20 protein-coding genes and 1 tRNA gene are annotated in these 21,820 nt (G+C 71.5%); 14 read left to right on the top strand and 7 right to left on the bottom strand.

The window, feature by feature from the left end; all coding sequences use genetic code 11:
- The first annotated feature begins 43 nt into the window (after positions 1-43).
- Entirely contained in the window at positions 44-640 is a 597-nt protein-coding gene (locus tag LY41_RS01490; RefSeq protein WP_253861993.1) for a carboxymuconolactone decarboxylase family protein, read from the top strand.
- Here LY41_RS01490 and sigJ read toward each other — a convergent pair.
- Positions 612-1,544 (bottom strand): RNA polymerase sigma factor SigJ, encoded by a 933-nt coding sequence (sigJ, locus tag LY41_RS01485; protein WP_253861992.1) that lies wholly within the window; start codon positions 1,542-1,544, stop codon positions 612-614. The genes LY41_RS01490 and sigJ overlap by 29 nt on opposite strands.
- Positions 1,545-1,596: 52 nt before the next feature.
- Here sigJ and dnaG point away from each other — a divergent pair, with 52 nt between their 5' ends.
- From dnaG to LY41_RS01470, 3 genes are all read left to right on the top strand, one after another.
- On the top strand, positions 1,597-3,498 hold the full coding sequence (gene dnaG, locus LY41_RS01480) for a DNA primase (RefSeq protein WP_253861991.1): 1,902 nt from the start codon (positions 1,597-1,599) through the stop codon (positions 3,496-3,498).
- Positions 3,498-4,025 carry a hypothetical protein gene (locus tag LY41_RS01475; protein ID WP_253861990.1) on the top strand — a complete coding sequence of 176 codons (528 nt, stop codon included), beginning with the start codon at positions 3,498-3,500 and terminating at the stop codon, positions 4,023-4,025. The genes dnaG and LY41_RS01475 overlap by 1 nt, the downstream gene beginning before the upstream one ends.
- 64 nt (positions 4,026-4,089) lie before the next feature.
- A complete protein-coding gene (locus LY41_RS01470; RefSeq protein WP_253861989.1) occupies positions 4,090-4,854 on the top strand; it encodes a trans-aconitate 2-methyltransferase in 765 nt (254 codons plus the stop codon).
- Between the two features lie 56 nt (positions 4,855-4,910).
- On the opposite strand, the gene LY41_RS01465 is transcribed toward LY41_RS01470, so the two are convergent.
- Complete coding sequence (locus LY41_RS01465; protein WP_253861988.1) at positions 4,911-5,111, bottom strand: hypothetical protein; 201 nt, start codon at positions 5,109-5,111, stop codon at positions 4,911-4,913.
- 188 nt (positions 5,112-5,299) lie between these two features.
- Between LY41_RS01465 and LY41_RS01460 the strand changes: the two genes are divergently transcribed.
- Both LY41_RS01460 and LY41_RS01455 read left to right on the top strand, forming a co-directional pair.
- Positions 5,300-5,372: transfer RNA gene (locus tag LY41_RS01460), tRNA-Asn, on the top strand.
- Positions 5,373-5,523: 151 nt separating this feature from the next.
- A complete protein-coding gene (locus LY41_RS01455; RefSeq protein WP_253861987.1) occupies positions 5,524-7,107 on the top strand; it encodes a cation:proton antiporter domain-containing protein in 1,584 nt (527 codons plus the stop codon).
- On the opposite strand, the gene LY41_RS01450 is transcribed toward LY41_RS01455, so the two are convergent.
- The 3 genes from LY41_RS01450 to LY41_RS01440 form a co-directional block, all read right to left on the bottom strand.
- The gene (locus tag LY41_RS01450) at positions 7,074-7,841 is read right to left on the bottom strand and encodes a PepSY domain-containing protein (RefSeq protein WP_253861986.1); all 768 of its coding nucleotides are present in this window, start codon (positions 7,839-7,841) and stop codon (positions 7,074-7,076) included. The genes LY41_RS01455 and LY41_RS01450 overlap by 34 nt on opposite strands.
- 90 nt (positions 7,842-7,931) lie before the next feature.
- Positions 7,932-8,240: a hypothetical protein gene (locus LY41_RS01445; protein ID WP_253861985.1), complete on the bottom strand. Its 309-nt coding sequence runs from the start codon at positions 8,238-8,240 to the stop codon at positions 7,932-7,934.
- A gap of 15 nt (positions 8,241-8,255) precedes the next feature.
- A complete protein-coding gene (locus LY41_RS01440; RefSeq protein ID WP_308292185.1) occupies positions 8,256-9,497 on the bottom strand; it encodes an MFS transporter in 1,242 nt (413 codons plus the stop codon).
- A 113-nt stretch (positions 9,498-9,610) separates the two neighbouring features.
- Between LY41_RS01440 and LY41_RS01435 the strand changes: the two genes are divergently transcribed.
- The 4 genes from LY41_RS01435 (at position 9,611) to LY41_RS01420 (ending at position 14,663) form a co-directional block, all read left to right on the top strand.
- Positions 9,611-10,474: a helix-turn-helix domain-containing protein gene (locus LY41_RS01435; RefSeq protein ID WP_253861984.1), complete on the top strand. Its 864-nt coding sequence runs from the start codon at positions 9,611-9,613 to the stop codon at positions 10,472-10,474.
- Positions 10,475-10,636: 162 nt separating this feature from the next.
- Positions 10,637-12,049 carry an MFS transporter gene (locus LY41_RS01430; RefSeq protein ID WP_253861983.1) on the top strand — a complete coding sequence of 471 codons (1,413 nt, stop codon included), beginning with the start codon at positions 10,637-10,639 and terminating at the stop codon, positions 12,047-12,049.
- 257 nt (positions 12,050-12,306) lie between these two features.
- Positions 12,307-13,491 carry an acyl-CoA dehydrogenase family protein gene (locus LY41_RS01425; RefSeq protein ID WP_253861982.1) on the top strand — a complete coding sequence of 395 codons (1,185 nt, stop codon included), beginning with the start codon at positions 12,307-12,309 and terminating at the stop codon, positions 13,489-13,491.
- Between the two features lie 14 nt (positions 13,492-13,505).
- Positions 13,506-14,663, top strand: a complete 1,158-nt coding sequence (locus tag LY41_RS01420) for an acyl-CoA dehydrogenase family protein (protein ID WP_253861981.1) — start codon at positions 13,506-13,508, stop codon at positions 14,661-14,663.
- A gap of 101 nt (positions 14,664-14,764) precedes the next feature.
- On the opposite strand, the gene LY41_RS01415 is transcribed toward LY41_RS01420, so the two are convergent.
- Positions 14,765-15,775 carry an NAD(P)-dependent oxidoreductase gene (locus LY41_RS01415; RefSeq protein ID WP_253861980.1) on the bottom strand — a complete coding sequence of 337 codons (1,011 nt, stop codon included), beginning with the start codon at positions 15,773-15,775 and terminating at the stop codon, positions 14,765-14,767.
- Positions 15,775-17,352, bottom strand: a complete 1,578-nt coding sequence (locus LY41_RS01410) for an FGGY family carbohydrate kinase (RefSeq protein WP_253861979.1) — start codon at positions 17,350-17,352, stop codon at positions 15,775-15,777. Before LY41_RS01410 ends, LY41_RS01415 begins: the two co-directional genes overlap by 1 nt.
- Before the next feature lie 304 nt (positions 17,353-17,656).
- On the opposite strand from LY41_RS01410, the gene LY41_RS01405 reads away from it, so the two are divergent.
- The 4 genes from LY41_RS01405 to folP all read left to right on the top strand — a co-directional run bounded on the left by LY41_RS01405 (position 17,657) and on the right by folP (position 21,820).
- On the top strand, positions 17,657-18,976 hold the full coding sequence (locus LY41_RS01405) for an MFS transporter (RefSeq protein WP_253861978.1): 1,320 nt from the start codon (positions 17,657-17,659) through the stop codon (positions 18,974-18,976).
- A 155-nt stretch (positions 18,977-19,131) separates the two neighbouring features.
- Complete coding sequence (locus tag LY41_RS01400) at positions 19,132-20,118, top strand: sugar-binding transcriptional regulator (RefSeq protein ID WP_253861977.1); 987 nt, start codon at positions 19,132-19,134, stop codon at positions 20,116-20,118.
- Positions 20,115-20,750 carry a class II aldolase/adducin family protein gene (locus LY41_RS01395; RefSeq protein WP_253861976.1) on the top strand — a complete coding sequence of 212 codons (636 nt, stop codon included), beginning with the start codon at positions 20,115-20,117 and terminating at the stop codon, positions 20,748-20,750. Before LY41_RS01400 ends, LY41_RS01395 begins: the two co-directional genes overlap by 4 nt.
- Positions 20,751-20,983: 233 nt before the next feature.
- The gene (folP, locus tag LY41_RS01390) at positions 20,984-21,820 is read left to right on the top strand and encodes a dihydropteroate synthase (protein ID WP_253862840.1); all 837 of its coding nucleotides are present in this window, start codon (positions 20,984-20,986) and stop codon (positions 21,818-21,820) included.

The raw sequence follows: 21,820 nt of genomic DNA, 5'->3' as shown, positions 1-21,820 counted from the left end.
GTCCCCCGGGTGAAAATCGAGTCACACCCGAGGAGGAATCGCCATGCCCCGCATTCCCGTCGTCACCGCCGACCAGGCGGGTCCGGTGACGCGTGTGCTGTACCGCGTCGTCGCACGCAAGTACGGCGCCGTGCCGGAGCCGTTCGCCGTGACTGCCCACCACCCGAAACTGATGCGCGCCTACGGCGTGTTCGAGACGCTCGCCGAACGCGCCTCCACGGTGCTGCCGACCAGTGTGCGCGAACTGGCCGTCTACCGGGTCGCCGTGCGTCTGGGCTGTTCGTGGTGCGTCGACTTCGGCACGATGCTGCAGCAGCACGACGGCCTCGACATCGACCGGTTGACGGCCATCGACGACTACGCCACGTCGCCGATGTACACCCGTTCGGAGCGGCTGGCACTGGCCTACGCCGATGCGATGACCGACACGCCGATCGCGGTGTCCGACGAGCAGGTCGCCGAGCTGGAGCGGGAGTTCGGCCGGGCGGGCGTGGTCGAACTGTCGCTGCAGATCGGCCTGGAGAACATGCGCGCCCGGTCGAACGCGGCGCTCGGCATCGTCGACCAGGGGTTCACCTCGGGCGATGCCTGCCGGGTGGAACTCGGCGAGGTCAGGCCGGAGGGGACGGCAGGCGCGTGAGCTTGTCGGGATTGACCTGGTCGTAGATCGCCACGACCCGGCCGCCAGCGACGGCGACGGTCTGCACGTGGGCGTCGAGGTCGCGGTAGCCCTCGCCGCCCGGTACCGGCGGCAGGTATACGCCGAGGTCACCGTTGACCAGTACCGGCCGGGCAGCAGCGAAGGCGCCCGGCCGGTAGACGGTGAGCAGGCCCGCGAAGAATCGCGCGATCTTGTCGGCGCCCGACATGACGCGCCGCGCGGTGCGGGCCTTCCCGTCGGAATCGCCCATGAGCACCACGTCGGGGTGCAGCACCCGGGCTACCGCCCGGACGTCGCCGGTCGCCATGGCGGCGAGCAGCTCCTCGACGACCCGCCGATGGTCGTCACCGGCGCGCGGGGGCGGATCCGCCTCGTGCGCCGCGCGCCTGCCACGAGAGGCGTACTGCCGGGCGGCGCCGGAGGTGCAGCCGAGGATCCCGGCGACCTCGGCGAACGGCACCCCGAACGCGTCGTGCAACACGAACGCCACCCGTTGCTCGGGCGGCAGCGTGTCGAGCACGACCATGGCCGCCATACGGGCACCGTCGTCGGCCACGACGGCGTCGAGCGGACCGGGCCTGCCGTCGGTGGCGGTGACGACCGGTTCGGGCAGCCACGGGCCGACGTACCGTTCGCGGCGTGCGGCCGCCGAGCGGAGGCGGTCCAGGCAGAGCCGGGCGACGACGGTCGTCAGCCACGCCGTCAGGTCGCGGATCGCCGCGCGCCGCTCGTCGTCGAGCGAGGTCAGTCGCAGCCACGCGTCCTGCACGGCGTCCTCGGCGTCGGCCAGGGAGCCGGTCAGCCGGTATCCGACGCCGACGAGGTGGGCGCGCACGGCGGTGAAACGGGCGGCCTCGTCGGACGCCGCCGGGGTGTCGGGCATGGGCAGAGTATGCCCGGTCGGAGGAGATCGGGTCCTGGCCTAAAGTGGGGGCGTGGCAGGACGGATCCGGGACAGCGACATCGCGCAGGTGCGCGAACGCAATCGGATCGACGACGTCATCGGTGAGTACGTGGCACTGCGCCGCGCGGGTGGCGGCGCGCTGAAGGGGCTGTGCCCGTTCCACGAGGAGAAGACGCCGTCGATGAACGTGCGCGCGACGCACGGCACCTTCCACTGCTTCGGCTGCGGCGAGGGCGGCGACGCCATCAAGTTCATCATGCAGATCGAGCATCTCCCCTTCGTGGAGGCGGTCGAGCGGCTCGCCGACCGCATCGGGCTGGCGCTGACCTACGAGGGCGGCGGCCGCGACGTCCGGAAGGAGAACCGGGGCACGCGGTTGCGGCTCGTCGAGGTGCACAAGGCGGCGCAGGCGTTCTACGCGGAGCAGCTCGCCACCCCCGAGGCGGAGGCGGCCCGGACGTTCCTCAAGGAGCGCGGGTTCGACCAGGCCTCGGCCGCCAGGTTCGGGTGCGGGTTCGCCCCGGGCGGCTGGGACAAGCTCACCAAGCATCTGATCAACCAGGGTTTCGAGCTGGACGAGCTGTACAAGTCCCAGATCTCCAAGGAGGGCCGCAGCGGGCCGATCGACCGGTTCCACCGGCGGCTCGTGTGGCCGATCAAGGACCGCGGCGGTGACGTGGTGGGGTTCGGCGCGCGCAGGTTGTTCGACGACGACCCGATCCAGGCCAAGTACCTGAACACGAGCGAGAGCCCGATCTACAAGAAGTCCCAGGTGCTGTTCGGCCTCGACCAGGCCAAGCGGGAGATTGCCAAACGGCACCAGGTGATCGTCGTCGAGGGCTACACCGACGTGATGGCGATGCACGAAGCGGGCGTGCCCACCGCGGTGGCCGCATCGGGCACCGCGTTCGGCGAGGAACACATGCGGGTGCTGCGGCAGCTGATGATGGACGACGACGAGTTCCGCGGCGAGGTCATCTTCACGTTCGACGGCGACGCGGCGGGGCAGAAGGCGGCGTTGAAGGCCTTCGAGGGCGACCAGACGTTCGCGGGCCAGACCTACATCGCGACCGCCCCCGAGGGGATGGACCCGTGTGAACTGCGGCTGACCAAGGGCGACTCGGCGGTGCGGGACCTGGTGTCGCGCCGGATTCCGCTGTTCGAGTTCGCGATCCGCAGCCTGCTGGCCGAGTACGACCTCGATTCCGTGGACGGTCAGGTCGCGGCGTTGCAGCGCACCGTCCCGCTCGTCGCCCAGATCAGGGACCGGGCCAAGCGAGACGGGTACGCGACGAAACTCGCCTGGTGGACCGGCTGGCAGGACGAGGCGATGGTCGTGCGGCGTGTGCGTGAGAGCGCGGGCGCCCCGGCGAAGGAGAACGGGCGGAAACCCGCACCGCGCGGCAACGCCGCTGCGGGGTCGTCGGAGGCACCCGCGTTCGCCCGGCCCGATCCGCGCGATTCCGAGCGCACGGCGCAGCGGGAGGTGCTGAAGGCGGCGCTGCAGGAGCCCGCGCTCGCCGGCCCGCAGTACGACACGCTGCCCGAGGAGGCGTTCACCCACCCCGCCTATGTCGCGGTGCACCGTGCCGTGCTGGCGGCGGGCGGGACGAGCTCGGGGCTGTCCGGCTCCGGGTTGCTCGACGCGGCGGTGCAGCACGCGGAGCATCCCGGCGTGGTGTCCCTGTTGTCGGAACTGGCCGTCGAGCCGCCGCATGCGATGGGCGAGGCCGACGCCCGTTATGTGCAGTCGATGTTCTCGGCCGTGCAGGAGAACCTGGTGGGAAGGCAGATCGGCGAATTGAAGTCGAAACTCCAGCGACTGTCCCCTGTGGACTCGCCGGACGAGTACCGGGACCTGTTCGGTGACCTCGTCGCACTCGAGGAGTACCGGCAGGCGCTCAAGGGTCAGGCCTCGGGCGGGTTCGACTGATGCTGTCGCGGTGGTGGCGCCGGATCGCCGGCCCGGCGGTGCCGGAGGACGTACGTGCCGCGTTGGACCCCGGTGAGGACGTCGTCGCCGCTGCGGAGGCCGATCACGGCCACGTCGTGGTGACCCGACTCGGGCTGTGGCTGCCCGGCGAGGCCGGTCCGCGGCGGGTGGGCTGGCATCTGGTGAGCAGAGCAGGCTGGGACGCCGGGACGCTCACGGTGGTCGAAGCCGAGGAGGCCGACGAGGCGGGCGGCGCGGTACTGCTGCGCGATCTGCCGCCGGTGCGGGTGGCGGTGCCGCGTGCGGGACGGCTGCCCGAGCTCGTGCGCAGGCGCGTGGAAGGGTCGATCCGGGCACGGCACCGCGCCGACCTCGCCGACGGCGGGGGAGCGTGGTTCGTGCTGCGCAAGGTGCCCGGGGCCGACGGCGTGATGCTGCAGGCACGGCCCGACCCCGGCACCGACGTCGACGCGGTGCGCGCCATGGCCCGGGAGGCCGCGGCGCAGCTGTCCGGCGGCGAGGCCTGAGTCCGGTCCGCGGCCGGAGCGGCCGGGTTGTGACACCACCCGCATAGCAGTACGCTCGTACGGTATGTGGGATCCCGCGACCTATCTGACCTACGGTGACCTGCGTGGCAGGCCGTTCCACGAGCTCCTCGCTCGGGTTCCGGCCGAGCGGCCGCGGCGCGTCGTCGACGCCGGCTGCGGCCCCGGCAATCTGACGGCGACGCTGCCGCGCAGGTGGCCCTCGGCGCGGCTCGAGGCACTCGACAGTTCGCCGGAGATGGTCGAGGCGGCGCGCGCCGAGGGGGTCGCGGCCGAGCTCGCCGACGTCGGAACCTGGACGCCGAAGCCCGATACCGACGTGCTGATCAGCAATGCGACGTTGCAGTGGGTCCCCGGTCATGCCGACCTGCTGCGGCGCTGGGTGGGAGAGTTGCCGTCGGGGGCGTGGCTGGCGCTGCAGGTCCCCGGCAACTTCGACGCGCCCTCACACGTGCTGACCCGCAGACTCGCCGCGAGTGAGCAGTGGCGGACCCGGCTGGCCGACGTGTCGCTGCGCGGGGCGGACGCGGTCGGCGACCCCGAGGATTACGCCGACCTGCTTGCCGACGCCGGCTGCGCCGTCGATGCCTGGGAGACGACGTATGTGCAGCGCCTCGAGGGCGACGACGCGGTGCTGGAGTGGATCACGGGCACGGCACTGCGGCCGATCCGGGCGGCGCTCGGCGACGCCGACTGGGCGGAGTTCCGCGGCGAGCTCGCCGAACTGCTCGCGGAGGCCTACCCGCAGCGCGCCGACGGGACGACGTGGCTGCCGTTCCGGCGCGTGTTCGTCGTCGCGCACACGCCGTGACCCGGATCGGCCACTGACCCGGACCGGCCACTGACCCGACGCCGCCGTGACCCGGCTCAGTGCTGCGCGGACCGCCCGAACGGGGCGCGTTCGCCCATCTTCTCGCCGAGCTTGGCGCGCGCCACTCCCGCGGCACCCTGTACGGCCGGATGGTCGGCGACCTTCCGGTACGTCCGCACGATCTGCTCGTACCGGGCGTGCCCGGCGCGAGCGCCCAGGACGTAGCCGACGGCCGCGCCCAGCAGGAACTTACTCATGACGGGTGAGCCTCCTCGTGGCTGTTTCGCTGAAGCGCTCATTCTCCCCCGGCCGTGGTCGGGCCGAGCCACCTGGCCACCGGAAACCGCGGCGGGGTGAGAAAGGGGACCCCGTGTCACGACGCGAGGCGGCCATGGTCTAGAGTTACTATCCGTCGAAAGCGAGAGCTACGGCGACAACAGAACATTCCCCCATAGCTCAATCGGCAGAGCATTCGGCTGTTAACCGGAGGGTTGCTGGTTCGAATCCAGCTGGGGGAGCAAGAAGGCCCAGGTCAGAGCACCTGGGCCTGTTCTTGTTCTCAGGATCCTTGTTCTCGGGGAGTCCTGTTCCCCGGGAGTCCTGTCCCAGGGTTTCGGGTTTGTGCGGATCACGGACGGCGTCACGGACGGCGGACGACAAGGGGGGCGCATGGAAACGGCCGCGATCTATCTCGTCGCCGCCTTCGCCGCAGGCGGCCTGGCACTGCTCGTGAAACTCCCGCCGCTGGTCGGGTTCCTCATCACCGGGTTCGGGCTGCACGCGGCGGGGGTCGAGGAGATGCCCGGCCTGCAGACACTCGCCGATCTCGGCGTGACACTGCTGCTGTTCGGCATCGGTCTCAAGCTCGACGTGCGGTCCCTGCTCAAGGCCCGGGTGTGGCTGACGTCGCTGGCGCACATGGCCTTCAGCGTCCTGCTCGGTCTCGCCGTACTGCTGGCCGTCGCGCCGTTCGGCTTCGCGCTGCTCGCCGACGCCGACCTGGCGGAGATGGCGATCGTGGCGCTGGCCTTGTCGTTCTCGTCCACGGTGTTCGTCGTCAAGGTCCTCGACGAACGTCGCGACAACCAGACGCTGTACGGCCGCATCGCCATCGGCGTGCTGATCATGCAGGACATCATCGCGGTGGTCGTGCTGACCGTGTCCAAGGGCAAGGTGCCGTCCCCGTGGGCCCTCGCGCTCGTGCTGCTCGTGCCGGGTGCGTGGCTGGCACGCAAGATCTGGGACCGGATCGACTCGGTCGAGCTCAGCGCCCTGTTCGGCCTGATGATGGCGCTCGTGCCGGGATACGTGCTGTTCGACCTGGTCGGCCTCAAAGGGGACCTCGGCGCACTGATCATCGGGGCGTTGCTGGCCGGTCACCGGCGTGCGGGTGAACTGGCGCGGCTGCTGCTGACCGGCAAGGAAGTGCTGCTGATCGCCTTCTTCGTCAGCATCGGACTGACCGGAACACCGACGTGGGAGGCGTTGGGTCTCGCGGCGCTGCTCGTGCTGCTGATCCCGGTGAAGGCGGTCGCGTTCTTCGCGCTGCTGCGGCTGATGCGCCTGCGCTACCGCACCGCCACGCTCGCCTCGCTGGCGCTGGGGAACTACTCCGAGTTCGCGCTCATCGTGGCGACGGTCGTCGCCGCGACCGGTGCGGTGTCCGAGGACTGGGTCGTCGTGCTGGCGCTCGCCGTGGCGCTGAGCTTCCTCGTCTCGGCCGTGCTCAACCGCGTCGCGCCCGGTCTCGAGGCGTGGGTGTCGCGGCGGCTGCCCGCGCAGGACTCCGCGTCCCTCTCCCCGGAGGACCGTCCGATCGATCTCGGTGACGCCGACGCTCTGGTGCTCGGTATGGGCCGCGTCGGCCAGGCCACCGTCGAACAGCTCCACGCGGTGCACGGCCGCCGGGCGGTCGGGGTCGAGCACGACAGCCACCGCGCTGCGCAGTTGCGCGAACGCGGCTTCGACGTCGTCGAGGCCGATGCGACCGACGTGGACTTCTGGGCCCGGGTCAAGCGTTCCGGGCGGGTCGAGCTGGTCGTGCTGGCCATGCCGTTCCACGGGGAAAACCTGCTCGTGCTCGACCTGCTCCGCAAGAAGGGCTTCACCGGCAGGGTGGCCGCGATCGCGCAGCGCAACGAGGAGCTCGACGAGCTGCGTTCCCGCGGCGCCGATGCGGTGTTCAACCTCTACGCTGGTGCCGGCGTCAACCTGGCCGATCACGCCGTCGAGTCGGCTTCCGCGCCGGACTGACGGCCACGGCTCACCAGCCGTCCGATGAGGACGTCGACGATCAGGAAGGCGAGCAGGCTGAGCCCGAACGGCGGTGCCAGCAGGCCGACGGCGGTCGCGGATGCCGCGGCGGCGAGCAGGCCCCACCGGGGCAGGCCGCGCCACCGCCCGCGGGGCACCGGCCTGCCGAACGCGGCGCGTCCCGGCCTGCGCTGCCACCACAGGCGGTAGCCGAGCACGGTCACGGCCGTCAGACCGGCGCCGACCGCGGCGAGTACCACCCGGTTCGGCCAGCCGAACAGCGTGCCCATGTGCAGGTCGATACCCCAGCGGGCCAGCTTCGCGCCCAGCGGGTACTCGGCGAACCGCACCTGGTCGGTGACCTCGCCGGTGGCTGCGTCGACGGCGACCGTGTCGACCTGGGTCGGCCAGCTCCGGTCGATCTCCCTGACCGTCCACGCATCGCCGGGCCGGTCCGCCGCGGCGATCTCGACCGCGGCGGCGTCGTCGCCGAGCAGCAGGTTGCGGTGAAGCTGGTCGAGCGTCATACGCAGCGGCAGTACGCCGCTGGTGCCGTAGGTCGTCAGGTCTCCGGTGAGCGCGGCGACGAGGATGAACGGGCCGACGAACACGCCCGCGTAGAAGTGCAGGCGCAACAGCGCGCCGCGCCATCGGCTGCGGCCGCGCGGGGCCGGTTCGGATGGCCGGTCGGGGGTGGCCGCGCCTTCCGGTGGGCGCAGCGTGGTGCCGGACATGACGGATCGCTCCTGGAACGGGCATGCGGATGTGGGCGCGCGGCGGCGCCCGCCGGGGCATGCGGTCGCAGGCGGCCGGTCGGATGCGCGTCACACGGTGATGGCGACAGGTCGAACCGTCGACGAGGGCGGGCCGCGGCGGCCCCGGATGCGCCGGTACAGCACGTGCAGGACGGGCCGCCGCTGCGGTGGCGGCGGACACGGTGTCCACACCGGACCGACGACGGCAAGCGGCGGCGGTCCGGCCGGCAGCTGCGCGGCGAGCGCGTGGACCAGGGTGAACAGGGTGTGTTCGGCACCGGTGAGGGCGGCGAACACGCAGGCGGTCGCGGCCAGGTGCGCGAGGGTCATCGCGGCGGTGTCGGGAGTGCGGGAGACGGGCGGGCCGTAGGCAGTCACGCGGAGCGTGTCCGGTTACCGGGGCGGCGCGTTCCGGCGGCGCGTGGCGAGGCGCGCGGCGACGACCAGAGCCAGTCCGACGAGGGTGAGGGCTGCTCCGGTGACGGTCGGGCTGCGCAATCCGTGACCCGCGGCGAGAGCGGCGCCGGCGAGGCTGACGCCGATGGTGTTGCCCAGGTTGAACGCAGCGATGTTGGTCGCGGAGGCCAGGGTGGCTGCGCCGGTGGCATGGCGGAGCACGCGTGCTTGGAGTCCCGGGACGGTGGCGAACCCGATCGCTCCCAGCAGCGTCAGCATGACCGCCGTGGGCAGGGGCATGGTGGCGACGGCGCCGAGGCCGAGTATCACGGCGGGCAGCAGGATCGAGAGCACCAGCACGGCGTTGTCGGGGTGTTTGTCGGCGGCCCGGCCGCCGATGAGGTTGCCGGCGAGGAGTCCGACGCCGAACAGCACCAACAGCCACGGGACGGCCGGCGCGGAGTAGCCGGTGACGTCGCGCAGCAACGGCTCGACATAGGTGAACGTTCCGAACATGCCGCCGAAGACCAGGGCGGTGGTCGCCAGCGAGGTCAGCACCTGAGGCCGGGCCAGGGCCCGGAACTGCTGACGGAGGGGGAGCTGGTTCTGCTCGGGCCGGGTCCTGGGCACCAGAGCGATCAGCCCGGCCAGGGCGAGGATGCCGACACCGGCGATGATCCAGAACACCGAGCGCCAGCCGAACTGCTGGCCGACGAACGCCCCGGCCGGGACACCGAGGACGTTGGCGACGGTCAACCCGGCGAAGAGCGCGGCGACGGCCGAAGCTTTCCGGTGGGCCGGCACCAGCGCGGCGGCCAGGACCGCACCGATGCCGAAGTAGCCGCCGTGGGCCAGGGCGGCGACGATCCGGCCCGCGAACATCACCTCGTAGTTCGGGGCCGATGCCGAGAGGGCGTTGCCGACGACGAAGAACGCCAGGAGCAGCGCCAGCGCGTACTTCGGTGGTCGGCGCATCAGGAGCGGGGTGATCGCGACCGCGCCGGGTACGACAGCCAGCGCGTAACCACCGACCAGCCGGCCCGCTTGGCTGACAGTGACCTCCAGGTCGGTGGCGACCTCCGTGAGCAACCCGGCGATGACGAATTCGGTCAGCCCGATGCCGAACCCGCCGATACTCAGTGCCAGCAGCGCCGCGGCCGCTTTTCCGGTGGTGGGAGCAGATCCGGGATCGGATGCCGCTGATGCCGCAGGGGAAGTGGGGGTGTTCAGCTGTGTCACGATCGCCACGGTCCCCGCAGCGCGGCGGCACAGCCTTCCCTCTGTCGTGGCTACCCCTGAGAGGGGTAGCCACGACCATGACTGCGGCCCGAACTTCCTGGGACGATGGGGTCATGACGGTCCAGCGCGCTCGCCAGCAGGCCGGAGAGCACGGCAGACCCAATCCGATCGGGGACTTCCTGCGCGCCCACCGGGCGCGGATCACCCCGGACCAGGCAGGCATCCCGTCGTACGGCACCGTTCGCCGCGTGCCCGGGCTGCGCAGGGAAGAACTCGCGCAACTCGCCGGGGTCTCGGTGAACTACTACGTCCGGCTGGAACAGGGCGAGGCCATGAACCCCTCTGCCGGGATCATCACCGCGCTGGCACGTGCCCTTAACCTCGACGACGATGCCACCGGGTACCTGCACCACGTTGCCGGAACCGCTCAGCCCACCCAGGACCCCACCGCTGCCGCCGAGTCCGAAGCGGGGATGACGTTCACGTTCGACCGGATCGTCGAACACCTGCCCGGCACCGCCGCGATGACGCTCTCGGCGACCAACGACGTCCTCTCCTGCAACGGGGTGGCCCGCGCGCTGTTCTTCGCGCACCTGACCGATGCCGGACCGTGGAACACTCACCGGCTGCTGTTCACCGACCCGTACACCCGGAATCTCTACCGGCACTGGCAGGAGGAAGCCTCCCTCGCCGTCGCCTCACTGCGGTTCCACGCCGCGTCCGCACCCGACGACGCAGCAGTCAGGGCACTGGTCGGGGAGCTGTGCGTGACCAGCAGCGAGTTCGCCCGGCTCTGGGCCGAACACCCCGTACGCCGCTGCACCCGAGGCTCCAAACACCTCCTCCACCCCGACCTCGGCGACCTGCACGTGGAGTACCAGATACTCCACGCTCCCGACGGCGACGGCCGGCGCCTCCTCCTCCACACCGCCCCACCCGGAAGCCCGACCGCGGACGCTCTGCATCGATTGGCCTGACGGCGTCCGGCGTCCGGCGTGCACTCGCCGGTGCCGAGTGCGGGGAACCACACTCTTCTTGCAGGCGCGCGTGCGGAACGTGTTTACTCGGTCGGTTGACATCGTCGGCGTACTCACCTCGGGTGTGGCGCCGGTTTTCGAGTGAAACGGAGGACACCGGCCGTGGCCCGAACGTCCGCGCCGTGGTCCGTGGTCGCCGTGCTCGCCGCGTCGGGGATCTCCGTGTCCCTGATGCAGACACTGGCCGTGCCGCTGCTGCCCGCGTTCCCGCGCCTGCTGGACACGACCCCGTCCAACGCCGCGTGGCTGATCACGATCACCCTGCTGACCGGCGCCGTCTGCGCGCCCGTGCTCGGCAGGCTCGGCGACATGTACGGCAAGCGGCGCATGCTGCTCGCGGCGCTGGCGTCGATGACCGCCGGCAGCGCGATCGGTGCCGTGAGCAGCGAATTCCTCGTCGTGCTCGCGGCGCGCGGACTGCAGGGGGTGGCCATCGGCGTGATCCCGCTCGGCATCAGCATCATGCGGGACGAGCTGCCGCCCGAACGGGTCGGCACGGGTATCGCCGTCATGAGCTCGACGCTGGGCGCGGGCGGTGCGATCGGCCTGCCGCTGACCGGGTTCGTCGCCGAGTACGCCGACTGGCACTGGCTGTTCGCCGGAGCGGCGGTGTTCGGCGTGCTGCAACTCCTGCTGGTGACGCTGCTCGTGCCGGAATCGCCGGTGCGCAGCGGTGGGCGTTTCGACCTCGGTGGTGCGGTGGGACTGTCGGCTGCGCTGCTGTGCCTGCTGTTACCCGTCTCCCGCGGCAGCACCTGGGGCTGGGCCAGTCCGGAGGTGCTGCTCCTGCTGTCGGCCGCCGCGGTGATCTTCGTGGGCTGGGGCTGGTACGAACTGCGCCTGCCCACCGGTCCGCTCGTCGACCTGCGGGTGTCGGCCCGGCCGGCGGTGCTGCTGACGAACATGGCGTCCGTACTCATCGGTGTGGCGATGTTCGCCTCGTTCATGGTCAGCGCGCAGATGCTGCAGGCACCGGCCGCGACCGGCTACGGCTTCGACCTGTCGCTGGTGGCCAGCGGGCTGGCGCTGCTGCCCGTCGGCGGTGCCATGGTCGCGTTCTCGCCGCTGTCGGCGGTCATCTCCCGCCGCTGGGGCCCCAAGGTCACGGTCACGGCAGGCACGTCGCTGCTGGCCGTGGGCAATCTGGCGCGGGTCGCGGTCCACGACTCGCTCGCGGCGGTGATCGTGGTGGTCACCGTCCCGGCGATCGGTGCGGCCCTCGCCTACGGCGCCGTGCCCGCGCTGATCATGCGTGCCGTGCCGCAGTCGGAGACGGCGGCTGCCAACAGCCTCAACGCGCTGTGCCGGTCGATCGGCACGTCGAGCTGCAGCGCCATCGTCGCCACCGTGACGGCGGGCATCCTCGTCCGGGTCGGCGACGCGACGTACCCCGGCCTGACGGCCTACACCGTGATCTTCGTGATCGCCGGCGGCGCCGCCGTGCTCGCGGGCGCGATCGCGTTGCTGACGCCCGCACCGCGGACGGAGCCCGCGGCCGTCTCGTCCGCAGCCTGAGGCCGGGCACCCCGGCGCGGGCAGCCCGGCGCGGGCACCCCGGCGCGGGCGCCGCGACCGGATGCCGTGGCGTTCGTCCCGTGTCCCGTGCGTGGGACGCATGATCGATCGTAGAGTGCGCGGAGCGTGTGGTGGCGACGTCGGCCCGCAACCGGGACGGTCACGGCGGTGTCGTCCGAGCACGTTGGTGCGGGTCGGCCGACCGGCCGGGCAGCACCAACGACGGAGCGAGCTGCCGACGAAGGAACGGAGACTGCATGGATCTGGAGTTGTCCCGCGAGGACATCGAATTCCGGGACGGCCTGCGGGAGGTGTTCACGCGTGAAGTCCCCGAGGAGGTCCGCAGACGCAACGCGCTGAGCCGCACGACTCGCGACGACATCGTCGCCAGTCAGCGCATCCTCAACGCCCACGGCCTGGCGGTCCCGCACTGGCCCGTCGAGTGGGGCGGCAAGGAGTGGACGCCGACGCAGTCGCACATCTACGCCTCGGAGTTGCAGCGCAACTCCGTGCCGCAGCCGCTGGCGTTCAACGTGAGCATGATCGGCCCGATCATCGCCGAGTTCGGCAGCGAGGAGCAGAAGCGCCAGTTCCTGCCCGCGACGGCGAACCTGGACATCTGGTGGTCGCAGGGATTCTCCGAACCGGAGGCGGGTTCCGACCTCGCCTCGCTGCGCACCACGGCGCGCCGCGACGGCGACAGCTACGTCCTCAACGGCCAGAAGACGTGGACCACGCTGGGCCAGTACGGCGACTGGATGTTCGTGCTCGCCCGCACCGACCCCGACGCGCCGCGCAAGCAGCAGGGCCTGTCGTTCCTGCTGCTCGACATGACCACGCCGGGCATCGAGCGCCGCCCGATCGATCTCGTCGACGGCAGCGACGAGGTCAACGAGTTCTTCTTCGACAACGTGCGGGTCCCGGCCGAGAATCTGGTCGGCGAGGAGAACCAGGGCTGGAGTTACGCCAAGTTCCTGCTCGGCAACGAGCGCAACGGCATCGCGCAGATCGGGACGAGCCAGCGGGTCTTCGCCGACCTCGCCGAGACGGCGGCGGACATACCGACCGAGACCGGCGCACTCGCCGACGATCCGCAGTTCCGCACGTCCATGCACAGCGCGCGGACGACGCTGCTGGCGCTCGAGGCCACGCAGCTGCGCGTGACGGGCGCCTCGGAGAACGGCCAGGCCAGCCCCGTGTCGTCGCTGCTCAAGATGGAGGGCACGAAGGCGTTGCAGGAACTGAGCAAACTCCGCATGCACGCTTCGGCCGAGGACGGCATGCTGCTCGACGCCGGTGGGCCGGGCGAGGACCCGCTGCGCGCCGACGACGCCGCGGTGGTCGCCGCGGCGCAGTATCTGAACCAGCGCAAACTGTCGATCTTCGGTGGCTCCAACGAGATCCAGCGCGGCGTGATCGCCAAGACCATCCTGGGACTGTGAGAGAGGCGTAGGCGATGAACCTGGATTTCAACGAAGACCAGAAGCTGCTGTTCGACACCGTCGACTCGGCGGTGGGCCGTGGCTACCCGGCCGGTGGCCGCGCCGAGGCGACGAGCTCGGAGCTCGGCTGGGACGAGGGTGTGTGGAAGACCCTCGCCGAGCTGGGGCTGGCCGGGCTGACCATCTCCGGTGAGCACGGTGGCGCCGATGCCGGGCCGGTCGAGGTGTACGCGACGCTGGAAGCGCTCGGCAAACATGCGGCCGCCGAACCGCTGCTGGACGGCGTGTTCCTGCCGTCGTGGCTGATCGCGGGACTGGGTACCGAGGAGCAGGCCGAGCAGTTCCTGCCCGCCCTGGCCGAGGGTGCCACGACGATCGCCGTCGCCCATGCCGAACCGGGCAGGCCGTGGGGGAGCGCGCCGTCGGTCACGGCGTCCCGGTCCGGCGACGGTTCGGTGGTGCTCACCGGCGTGAAGTCGCCGGTGCGGCATGCCGATCAGGCCTCGACGCTGCTGGTGACGGCCGTCGAGGGTGGCACGACCGGCGTGTACGTCGTGGACGCGGGTGCCGCCGGCATCGCGCGTACCGACGGGCGCAGTGCCGACTGGAGTCACGCCTCGCAGGTCGAATTCGCCGGCACGCCCGCGACCCCGCTCGCTGCAGCCGGTGTCGACGCGACGACCGTCCTGCACACTGCGTTCGCGCGGGCACGGGTGGCGGTGCTGGCCGAGACCGTCGGGCTGATGGAGTCCGCACTCGCCCACACCGTCGAGTACCTCAAGAACCGCAAGCAGTTCGGCGTTCCGCTGGCGACGTTCCAGGCACTCGTCCACCGTGCGTCCGATCTGTACGCCCGCGTCGAGCTGGCACGGTCGATGGCGCTGTGGGCGACGGCGACGGTCGAGGCCGCCGACGGTGGTGCGGGTGTCGACCTGGCCGCGATCGCCGACGACGCGTTCGTGTTCGTGGGCGATGCGGCGACCGCGGTCGCCGAGGAGGCCGTCCAGTTGCACGGCGGCATCGGCATGACCTACGAGGCCGAGGTCGCCCATCACGCCGCGCGGTTGACCGCGATCACCGAGAGTTTCGGCGGCATCGCCGCCGCGCGGCGCAGGGCGGTGGCCTCGGAATCGGCGCTGCGGGTACCCAGCGCCCTGCTGAACAACGCCTGAGCACCACGCGGTGCAGGTGCGGGCGCCGGGCGGGGACGAGACCCCGGCCGGCGCCCGCACGCAGCCGGGTGCGTGCGGGCGCCGGTTCCCGCCTGGGCCGGTCAGCCCTGCGCAGGCAGGGACCGCGCGTTGGCGACCGACGGGATCGGAGCACCGTCCCGCCAGGCACGCAGTGCGTCCGCCGCGAGCCGCGAGTGTTCGACGATCACGTCGTCGGAAGCACCGCCGATGTGCGGGGTGAGGGTGACGTTCGGCAGTGACCGGAGCGGGTGATCGGCCGGGAGCGGCTCGGTCCAGTACACGTCGAGGCCCGCGCCGGCGAGGTGCCCGCTGCGCAACGCGTCGATCAGCGGCTGTTCCTCCACGATGGCGGCCCTGCCCGCATTGATGAGGTAGGCGCCACGGCGCATGGTGGCGAGCTGCTCGGTTCCGAGCAGGCCGATCGTCGACTCCGTCAGCGGGACGTGCACCGTGACGACGTCGGAACCGGCGAGTAGCTCGTCGAGCGGCACGATCGCGGCGTCGTCGCCGAACGTGTCGGCAGGGAGATGGGGGTCGTAGACGAGCACACGCATGCCGAACGCCCGTGCCCTGGCCAGGACCCGGCGTCCCACGGCGCCGCCGCCGAGGATGCCGAGGGTGCGCCCGCGGAGACTCAGGCCGCGGAAGGCGCGGTAGGGCTCGAACACGTCGTCGCTCGTCCACGCCCCGGTGCGCAGCCACGCCTCCGCGCGGGCGGTGTTGCGCAGTGCCGACAGCAGGAGCGAGAACGTGAGATCCGCGGTGACGTCGGCGTTGCGGCCGGGCGTGGTGGCCACCGGGATGCCCCGTCTGCTGCACGCCTCGAGGTCGACGTTGACCGGCGCCGCCCGGCACGACACGGCGAGGCCGAGCTTCCCGGCGAGCGCCAGCGACGGCCCGTCGAGCACGTCGAGTTCGCACACGACCGCGTCGGCCGCGGCGAGCTCGTCGTCGAGCCCGGCGTCGGCCAGCGAACGTCCCGTGCCGGACGGCGGGACCACGGTGAGGTCGAAATCGGCCGCCAGTTCGTCGGCGACGCGCTGGTCGAACGCCGCGGTGACGAGGACGCGCGGGGTGGGCGAAGAGGGCATCAGGCAAGCTCCTTGTGCGTGGGCGGCGGGTGTTCGTCCCCGGCGGACGTGCGCTCGGGGGAGGACGGCTCGTCGCCGAGGGCGCGCAGGCCGCGCAGGTCGGGCCAATGTGGACGGAGCGCGTCGCGGACGGCGACGAACGCGGCGAACCGGGTCTCGTAGGCGGTGCGCAGGCCGGGGTCGGGCCGGAAGACGTCGAGTTCGCCGAGCAGCCGCGCGGCGGCCGCCGGGACATCGGTTCCGGTGATCGCGGCGAGTGCGTGGGCGGCGACCCCGCGCGCGCCGAGTTCGGCGGCGGAGGCGCGTTCGATCGTGCATCCGGTGATGTCGGCGAGGATCTGGCACAGCAGTCCGCTGGTGGCTGCTCCGCCGCAGAGGCGCAGTGTTCCGCCGACACCGAGCGCTTCCCGGCACTCCCGCAGACTGAAGGCGATTCCCTCGTACACGGCCCGCAGCAGCTGACCGGGTGTCGTCTCGGTGGACAGTCCCAGCCAGCTCGCCGAGGCGTGCGGATCGGCGAAGGGGGCGCGCTCACCGGCCTCGGCTCCGTAGGGCAGGTACAGCACGCCGCCTGCGCCCGCGGGGACCGCACGCGCCTCGGCCTCGACCGATTCCCAGCTCTGCCCGCCTCGGCCGAGCAGGTCGCGCACCCAGTCGAGGTTCGGGGTGCCCGACATCGGGCAGAGGCATTCGAGCACCGCACCGTCGGGTCCGGTGGCCAGTGTGATCCCGACGTCGGTGCCGACGTCCGCTCGCGTCGCGTGCACGGTGCCGAGGAAGGCGGTCGTGCCGATGATGGCGTAGGACTGGCCCGGGGTGCTCACGCCGAGCCCCGCGCCGCCGGCGGCGGTGTCGACCAGGCCCGTCACGACGGGGATGCCCGCCGGCAGGCCCAATGTGCCGGCGGCGGCCGCGGTGAGCGGCCGGTGCGAGCCGGCCGCCTCGACGGGTGGCAGCAGCTCGGCGAACCTGCGGTGCCCCAGCGCGTCGATGAGTTCGTCGGAGTAGGTGCCGGTGGCCGGGTCGACATAGGTGCGCGAGGCCTCGGAGGCGTCGGTCGTCAGTACGCCGGTCAGCTGCAGCCGGATCCAGTCCTTGCAGTTCGCGTGGTGGCGTGCCCGGCGGAGCAGTTCCGGCCGGGTCGCCTCGAGTTCCTCCAGCAACACCGGCAGCGCGCCGGGGAAGAGGGTGGAGCCGGTGGCTCGGCGGATCGCCGCCGCTCGTCCGTCGTGTTCCCAGGCGCGCACCCGGTCGGCGGCTCGGCCGTCGAGCCAGAGGATCGCGGGTCCCACCGGCTCGTAGCGCTCGTCGAGCAGCCACACCCCGTCGCCCTGCCCGGTGACGCCTGCGGCGGCGACATCGACGTCGCCGGCCGCATCCAGGGCCTCCCGCACGGTGCGGACCACGGCGTGCCACAACTCGTTCATCGATTGCTCCGCCTGGGCCGGACCGGGCCGGGCGACGTGCACCGGGGTCCGGGCTGTGGCGAGTTCCGCGCCGTCGGTGGTGAGCACGGTGGCCTTGACGGCCGTGGTTCCCGCGTCGATGCCGACCACGGCGACCGGGGGTTGACTCATCCGCTCTCCAGTGAACGCACTCGGTGGAGCACGTCCGGTCGAACGTGCTCCGGTCGAACCAGGTCGTTTCCCACCGGTACATCCCACCCGGTGAACCCACTCCGCGAACCGGTGGTCTCCGCGAACTGGTGTTGAACATTGGTTCACGTACCTGGTCCGTAGTTCAGTCACGCTACGACGTGAGGCCTCCGGAGGTCAACTCGTTCGGGGTCACTTGACAGCGGTCCGCGCTCGGGTCACGCTGCCGATCGCAAGTGCACGGGAATGAACAAATGTTCATCCGGAGCTCAAAGGAGAGTTCGTGATGGCAGAGGTGACCGGGGAACCACGCACGGGCTTCGCAGGCTGGCTGGAACGGCAGGGCATCGTCCGGTCGCTGGCCTGGGGATACCTCGCGCTTCTGCTGTTCATGGTCGGTGACGGGATCGAACTCGGCTTCCTGGGGCCGTATCTGGAGTCCCGGGGATTCGGCGCCGCCGGAGTGGCGACGCTGATCAGCGTCTACGGTGTCGTCGTCGCGGTCGCCGCATGGCTCGCCGGAGCGCTCGCCGAAGCGTGGGGCCCGCGGCGCGTGATGCTCATCGGCTTCACCGTGTGGGTCGTGTTCGAGGTCGTCTTCCTCGGGTTCGGCGTCGTCGCGGGCAACTACGAGGTCATGCTGCTCTCCTACGGCGTTCGCGGGTTCGGGTATCCGTTCTTCGCGTACGGGTTTCTGGTCTGGGTCACCATGGACACGCCCAAGGCCGTGATCGGCAGGGCCGTCGGGTGGTACTGGTTCGCCTCCACCGCCGGGCTCGGCGTGCTCAGCTCCTACTTCGCCGGTGCGGTCATTCCGCTTGTCGGGGAGCTGGCGACCATGTGGCTGTCGCTGGCGTTCGTCGCGGCGGGCGGCGTGATCGTGCTCTTCCTCGTGCGCACCCGGCGGCACGAGGCACAGGCCGGCGCGTGGGCGAATCTGCGGCAGGTGACCCGGGGGCTCACGGTCGTGCGCACGCATCCGAAGGTCGGCATCGGCGGTGCCGTGCGGATCATCAACACGCTGTGCTTCTACGCGTTCCCCGTGTTCCTCGCCTCGCACATGGTCAACGAGGTGGGGTTCTCGCTGCCGCAGTGGCAGACGATCTGGGGCACGATGCTCTTCGCCAACATCATCGGCAACGTGCTGGCCGGATACCTCGGTGACCGGATCGGCCCGGTGAACGTCGTGGCGTGGTTCGGCGGACTGGGCTGCGTGATCACCGTGCTCGCCATGTACTACCTGCCCGAGTGGCTCGGGCCCAACTTCCCCGTGGCCATGATCGCGGCGATCCTGCTCGGGCTCGCGATGGCTGCCTACGTGCCGCTCAGTGCGATCGTTCCGCTGCTGGCTCCGACGCAGAAGGCCGCGGCGGTCGCGATCCTGAACCTCGGTGCCGGGCTGAGCAACGCGACCGGTCCGCTGCTGGCCCGTGCGTTCCTCGGGCCGTTCGGCGTCGGCGGCATGATGTGGCTGCTCGCCGGGCTCTACGCGGTCGGGATCGCGCTCACCTTCGGCCTGCGCGCACCGGAGGCCGTGTCGTCCGGTGCGGAGGAGCCGGCTGATGCGGAGGGGTCGTCCGGTCGCGACGAGGTGGCGACGTCGTGAGCGCCGCCGGTGCGACCGCGGTGACCGGCGTGTCGCCGAAGCGGGAGCCGGGTGCCGGTGCGTGCGACACGCGGGGGTGGCGGTCGACGGCGCTCGGGCCGGCACGGCAGGATGGCGTGAACGTAGGGTCATACATAAGAACGGATGTTCACGGCATGGAGTCGCGAGAACTACAGGGCCGCGTCGCCCGCCTGCACTACCAGCACGGCATGACTCACCAGGAGATCGGCGACCTGCTCGGACTGTCCAGGGTGAAGGTGACACGGCTGCTCGCCGATGCGCGCCGCTCGGGGATCGTCGAGATCACGATCCACAGTTCGGCCAGCCCGTTCGGCGACCTGGAGGCCGCGCTCGTCGGCCGGTTCGGGCTGCAACAGGTGTGGATCGCCCCGAGCTTCGCCGACGAGGGGCGCACCACCGAGTCGGTCGGCATGGCCGGGGCGGAATGCCTGCGCGTGCTCGTGCCGACGTCGGGAACCGTCGCGGTGGGGCTGTCGTCCAGCGTGGCGGCCACCGCGGCGCACGTGCACGCCGACCCGGCACCGGAACTGGGATTCGTCCCGCTGGCGGGCAGCTGGGGCGGCATCTCACGCGGCAGGAACCCGCACGAGGTGGCGCTGCGACTCGGCTCGGCCTTCGGTGCGCGGACCTACCACCTGCCGGCGCCGATCCTGGCCTCGTCGCCCGAGACGGCCGCTGCGTTCCGCTCCGATCCCGGCGTGCAGGAGACGATGCGCCGCGCCGCCGACGCCGACCTGCTGATTGCGGGCGTCGGCGGCATGGAGCCGCGCGCGGGGCTCCTCATCGACGAGCTCGCCCCGGCCGAACAGCGCCAGCTGACGGCCGCCGGCGCCCTCGGCGACATCTCGGCCCGGTTCTTCGACGACGCGGGACGGGCCGTCTCCGGCGACGTGGACGAGCGGGTGGTCGGGCTCTCGCTCGAACAGCTGTCGGCGATTCCGCACCGAGTGGCGATCTCGTTCGGTCCGCACAAGGTGCGCGCACTGGAAACTGCGTTGCGCGCCGGCCTGATGAACATGGTCGTGACCGACGCCGAGACTGCGGCCGAGCTCGTGGACCCGGCAGCAGGCAACCGGCCGGCGGAGAACAGGCAACCCCGGAACAGAAGGAGTGGGTCATGAAGCAGGCGAGAACGGTCGACGAACTGGTCGAGCAACTCATCGACGTCGGCCGGATGGCCGTCGAACGCGGGCTCGTGCTCGCGAGCGGCGGCAACCTCTCCGCCCGGCTTCCCGGCTCCGGCGAGTTCGTGATGACCGCGTCCGGAACCTGGCTCGATCGGCTCGAACCCGGCGATTTCACCAGAATGGACCTCGACGGCGAGGTCGTCGGCGGGCACCCGTCGCCGTCGAGCGAGTGGAAGCTGCACCAGCGCACCTACCGGGTGCGGGAGGACGTGAACGCGGTGGTGCACATCCATCCGCAGCACGCCGTACTCGTGGATGCCCTCGGTCACCCCGTCCGGCTGTTCACATTGGACCACGCCGTGTACGTCAGGTCGGTCGGGCGCACCGACTACTATCCCAACGGGTCCGACGAACTGGCCGACCGGGCTGCGGCCGAGGCCAAGGTCCACGACTGCGTGATCCTGGGCCACCACGGGTGTTCGGCGGTGGGGCCCGATGTCGGTATGGCGTTCCGCCGCGCCATGAACCTGGAGGAAGCCGCCATCGCGACCTACCGGGCCCTGGCTGTCGGGGACACCGGGACGGCGTTTCCCGCCGAGGCGTATCACATGTTGCACCACGCCTGATTCTCCGCGCTCCCGCGGAAAGCGGACCCGGCCGTCACCCGTGCCGACGGGCACGGCGCGTGCGTCCGGCCCCGGGTGCCGGTGGGATCTGGCCGTCCGGCCCGGTGCCGGTGAGGTCCGACGGCCCGGCCCCGCCCGCGCGGGCCGGGACCGGCGGCGGGAACCGATACGTTGGGGGTGTGCAGACCGGTGAGAATTCCGCAGGATCCGTGATCCGCTTCCGCGGCCGGGCGATGCGTCGGGACCGGCCATTGGTCATGGCCATCGTGAACCGCACGCCCGACTCGTTCTACGACCGCGGCGCCACCTACGCCGCCGACGAGGCCCTCGCCGCGGCCGAGCAGGCGCTCGACGACGGCGCGGACATCATCGACGTGGGCGGGGTGAAGGCGGGCCCCGGTGCGGACGTCGACGTCGACGAGGAACGGCGGCGCGTGGTCCCGTTCGTGGCGCGGCTGCGGCAGCGGTTCCCGCATGCGGTGATCAGCGTCGACACCTGGCGCCGTGAGGTCGGCAGGCTCGCCTGCGAGGAAGGTGCGGACCTGCTCAACGACACCTGGGCCGGCGCCGACCCGGGACTGTCGGAGGTCGCCGCCGAGTTCGGCGCCGGCTACGTCTGTTCCCACACCGGTGGCGCGGTGCCGCGCACCCGGCCGCATCGGGTGCACTATCCCGACGTCGTGGCCGACGTGATCGCCGAGGTGACGCGCCGCGCCGAGGACCTGGTCCGCATCGGCGTTCCTGCCGAGGGGCTGCTGGTCGACCCCACGCACGACTTCGGCAAGAACACGTGGCATTCGCTCGCGCTCACCCGGGAGCTGGGGCGGCTGGTCGACACCGGGTGGCCGGTGCTGGTGGCACTGTCCAACAAGGACTTCATCGGCGAGACGCTCGACCGCGCGGTGGGTGAGCGGCTGCCGGGCACGCTGGCCGCGACCGCCGTGTGCGCCTGGCAGGGTGCAGCGGTGTTCCGCGCGCACAACGTGGCCGAGACGTGCCAGGCGCTCGACGTGGTGTCGGCGATCCGCGGGGACAAGCAGCCCGCCCGGGTGATCCGCGGGCTGGCGTGA

The organism is Prauserella halophila, assembly GCF_024171895.1.
GTDB classification, from domain to species: domain Bacteria; phylum Actinomycetota; class Actinomycetes; order Mycobacteriales; family Pseudonocardiaceae; genus Prauserella; species Prauserella halophila.
The sequence above is the reverse complement of the archived record's forward strand: the minus strand, read 5'-3'. Positions and strand labels throughout refer to the sequence as shown.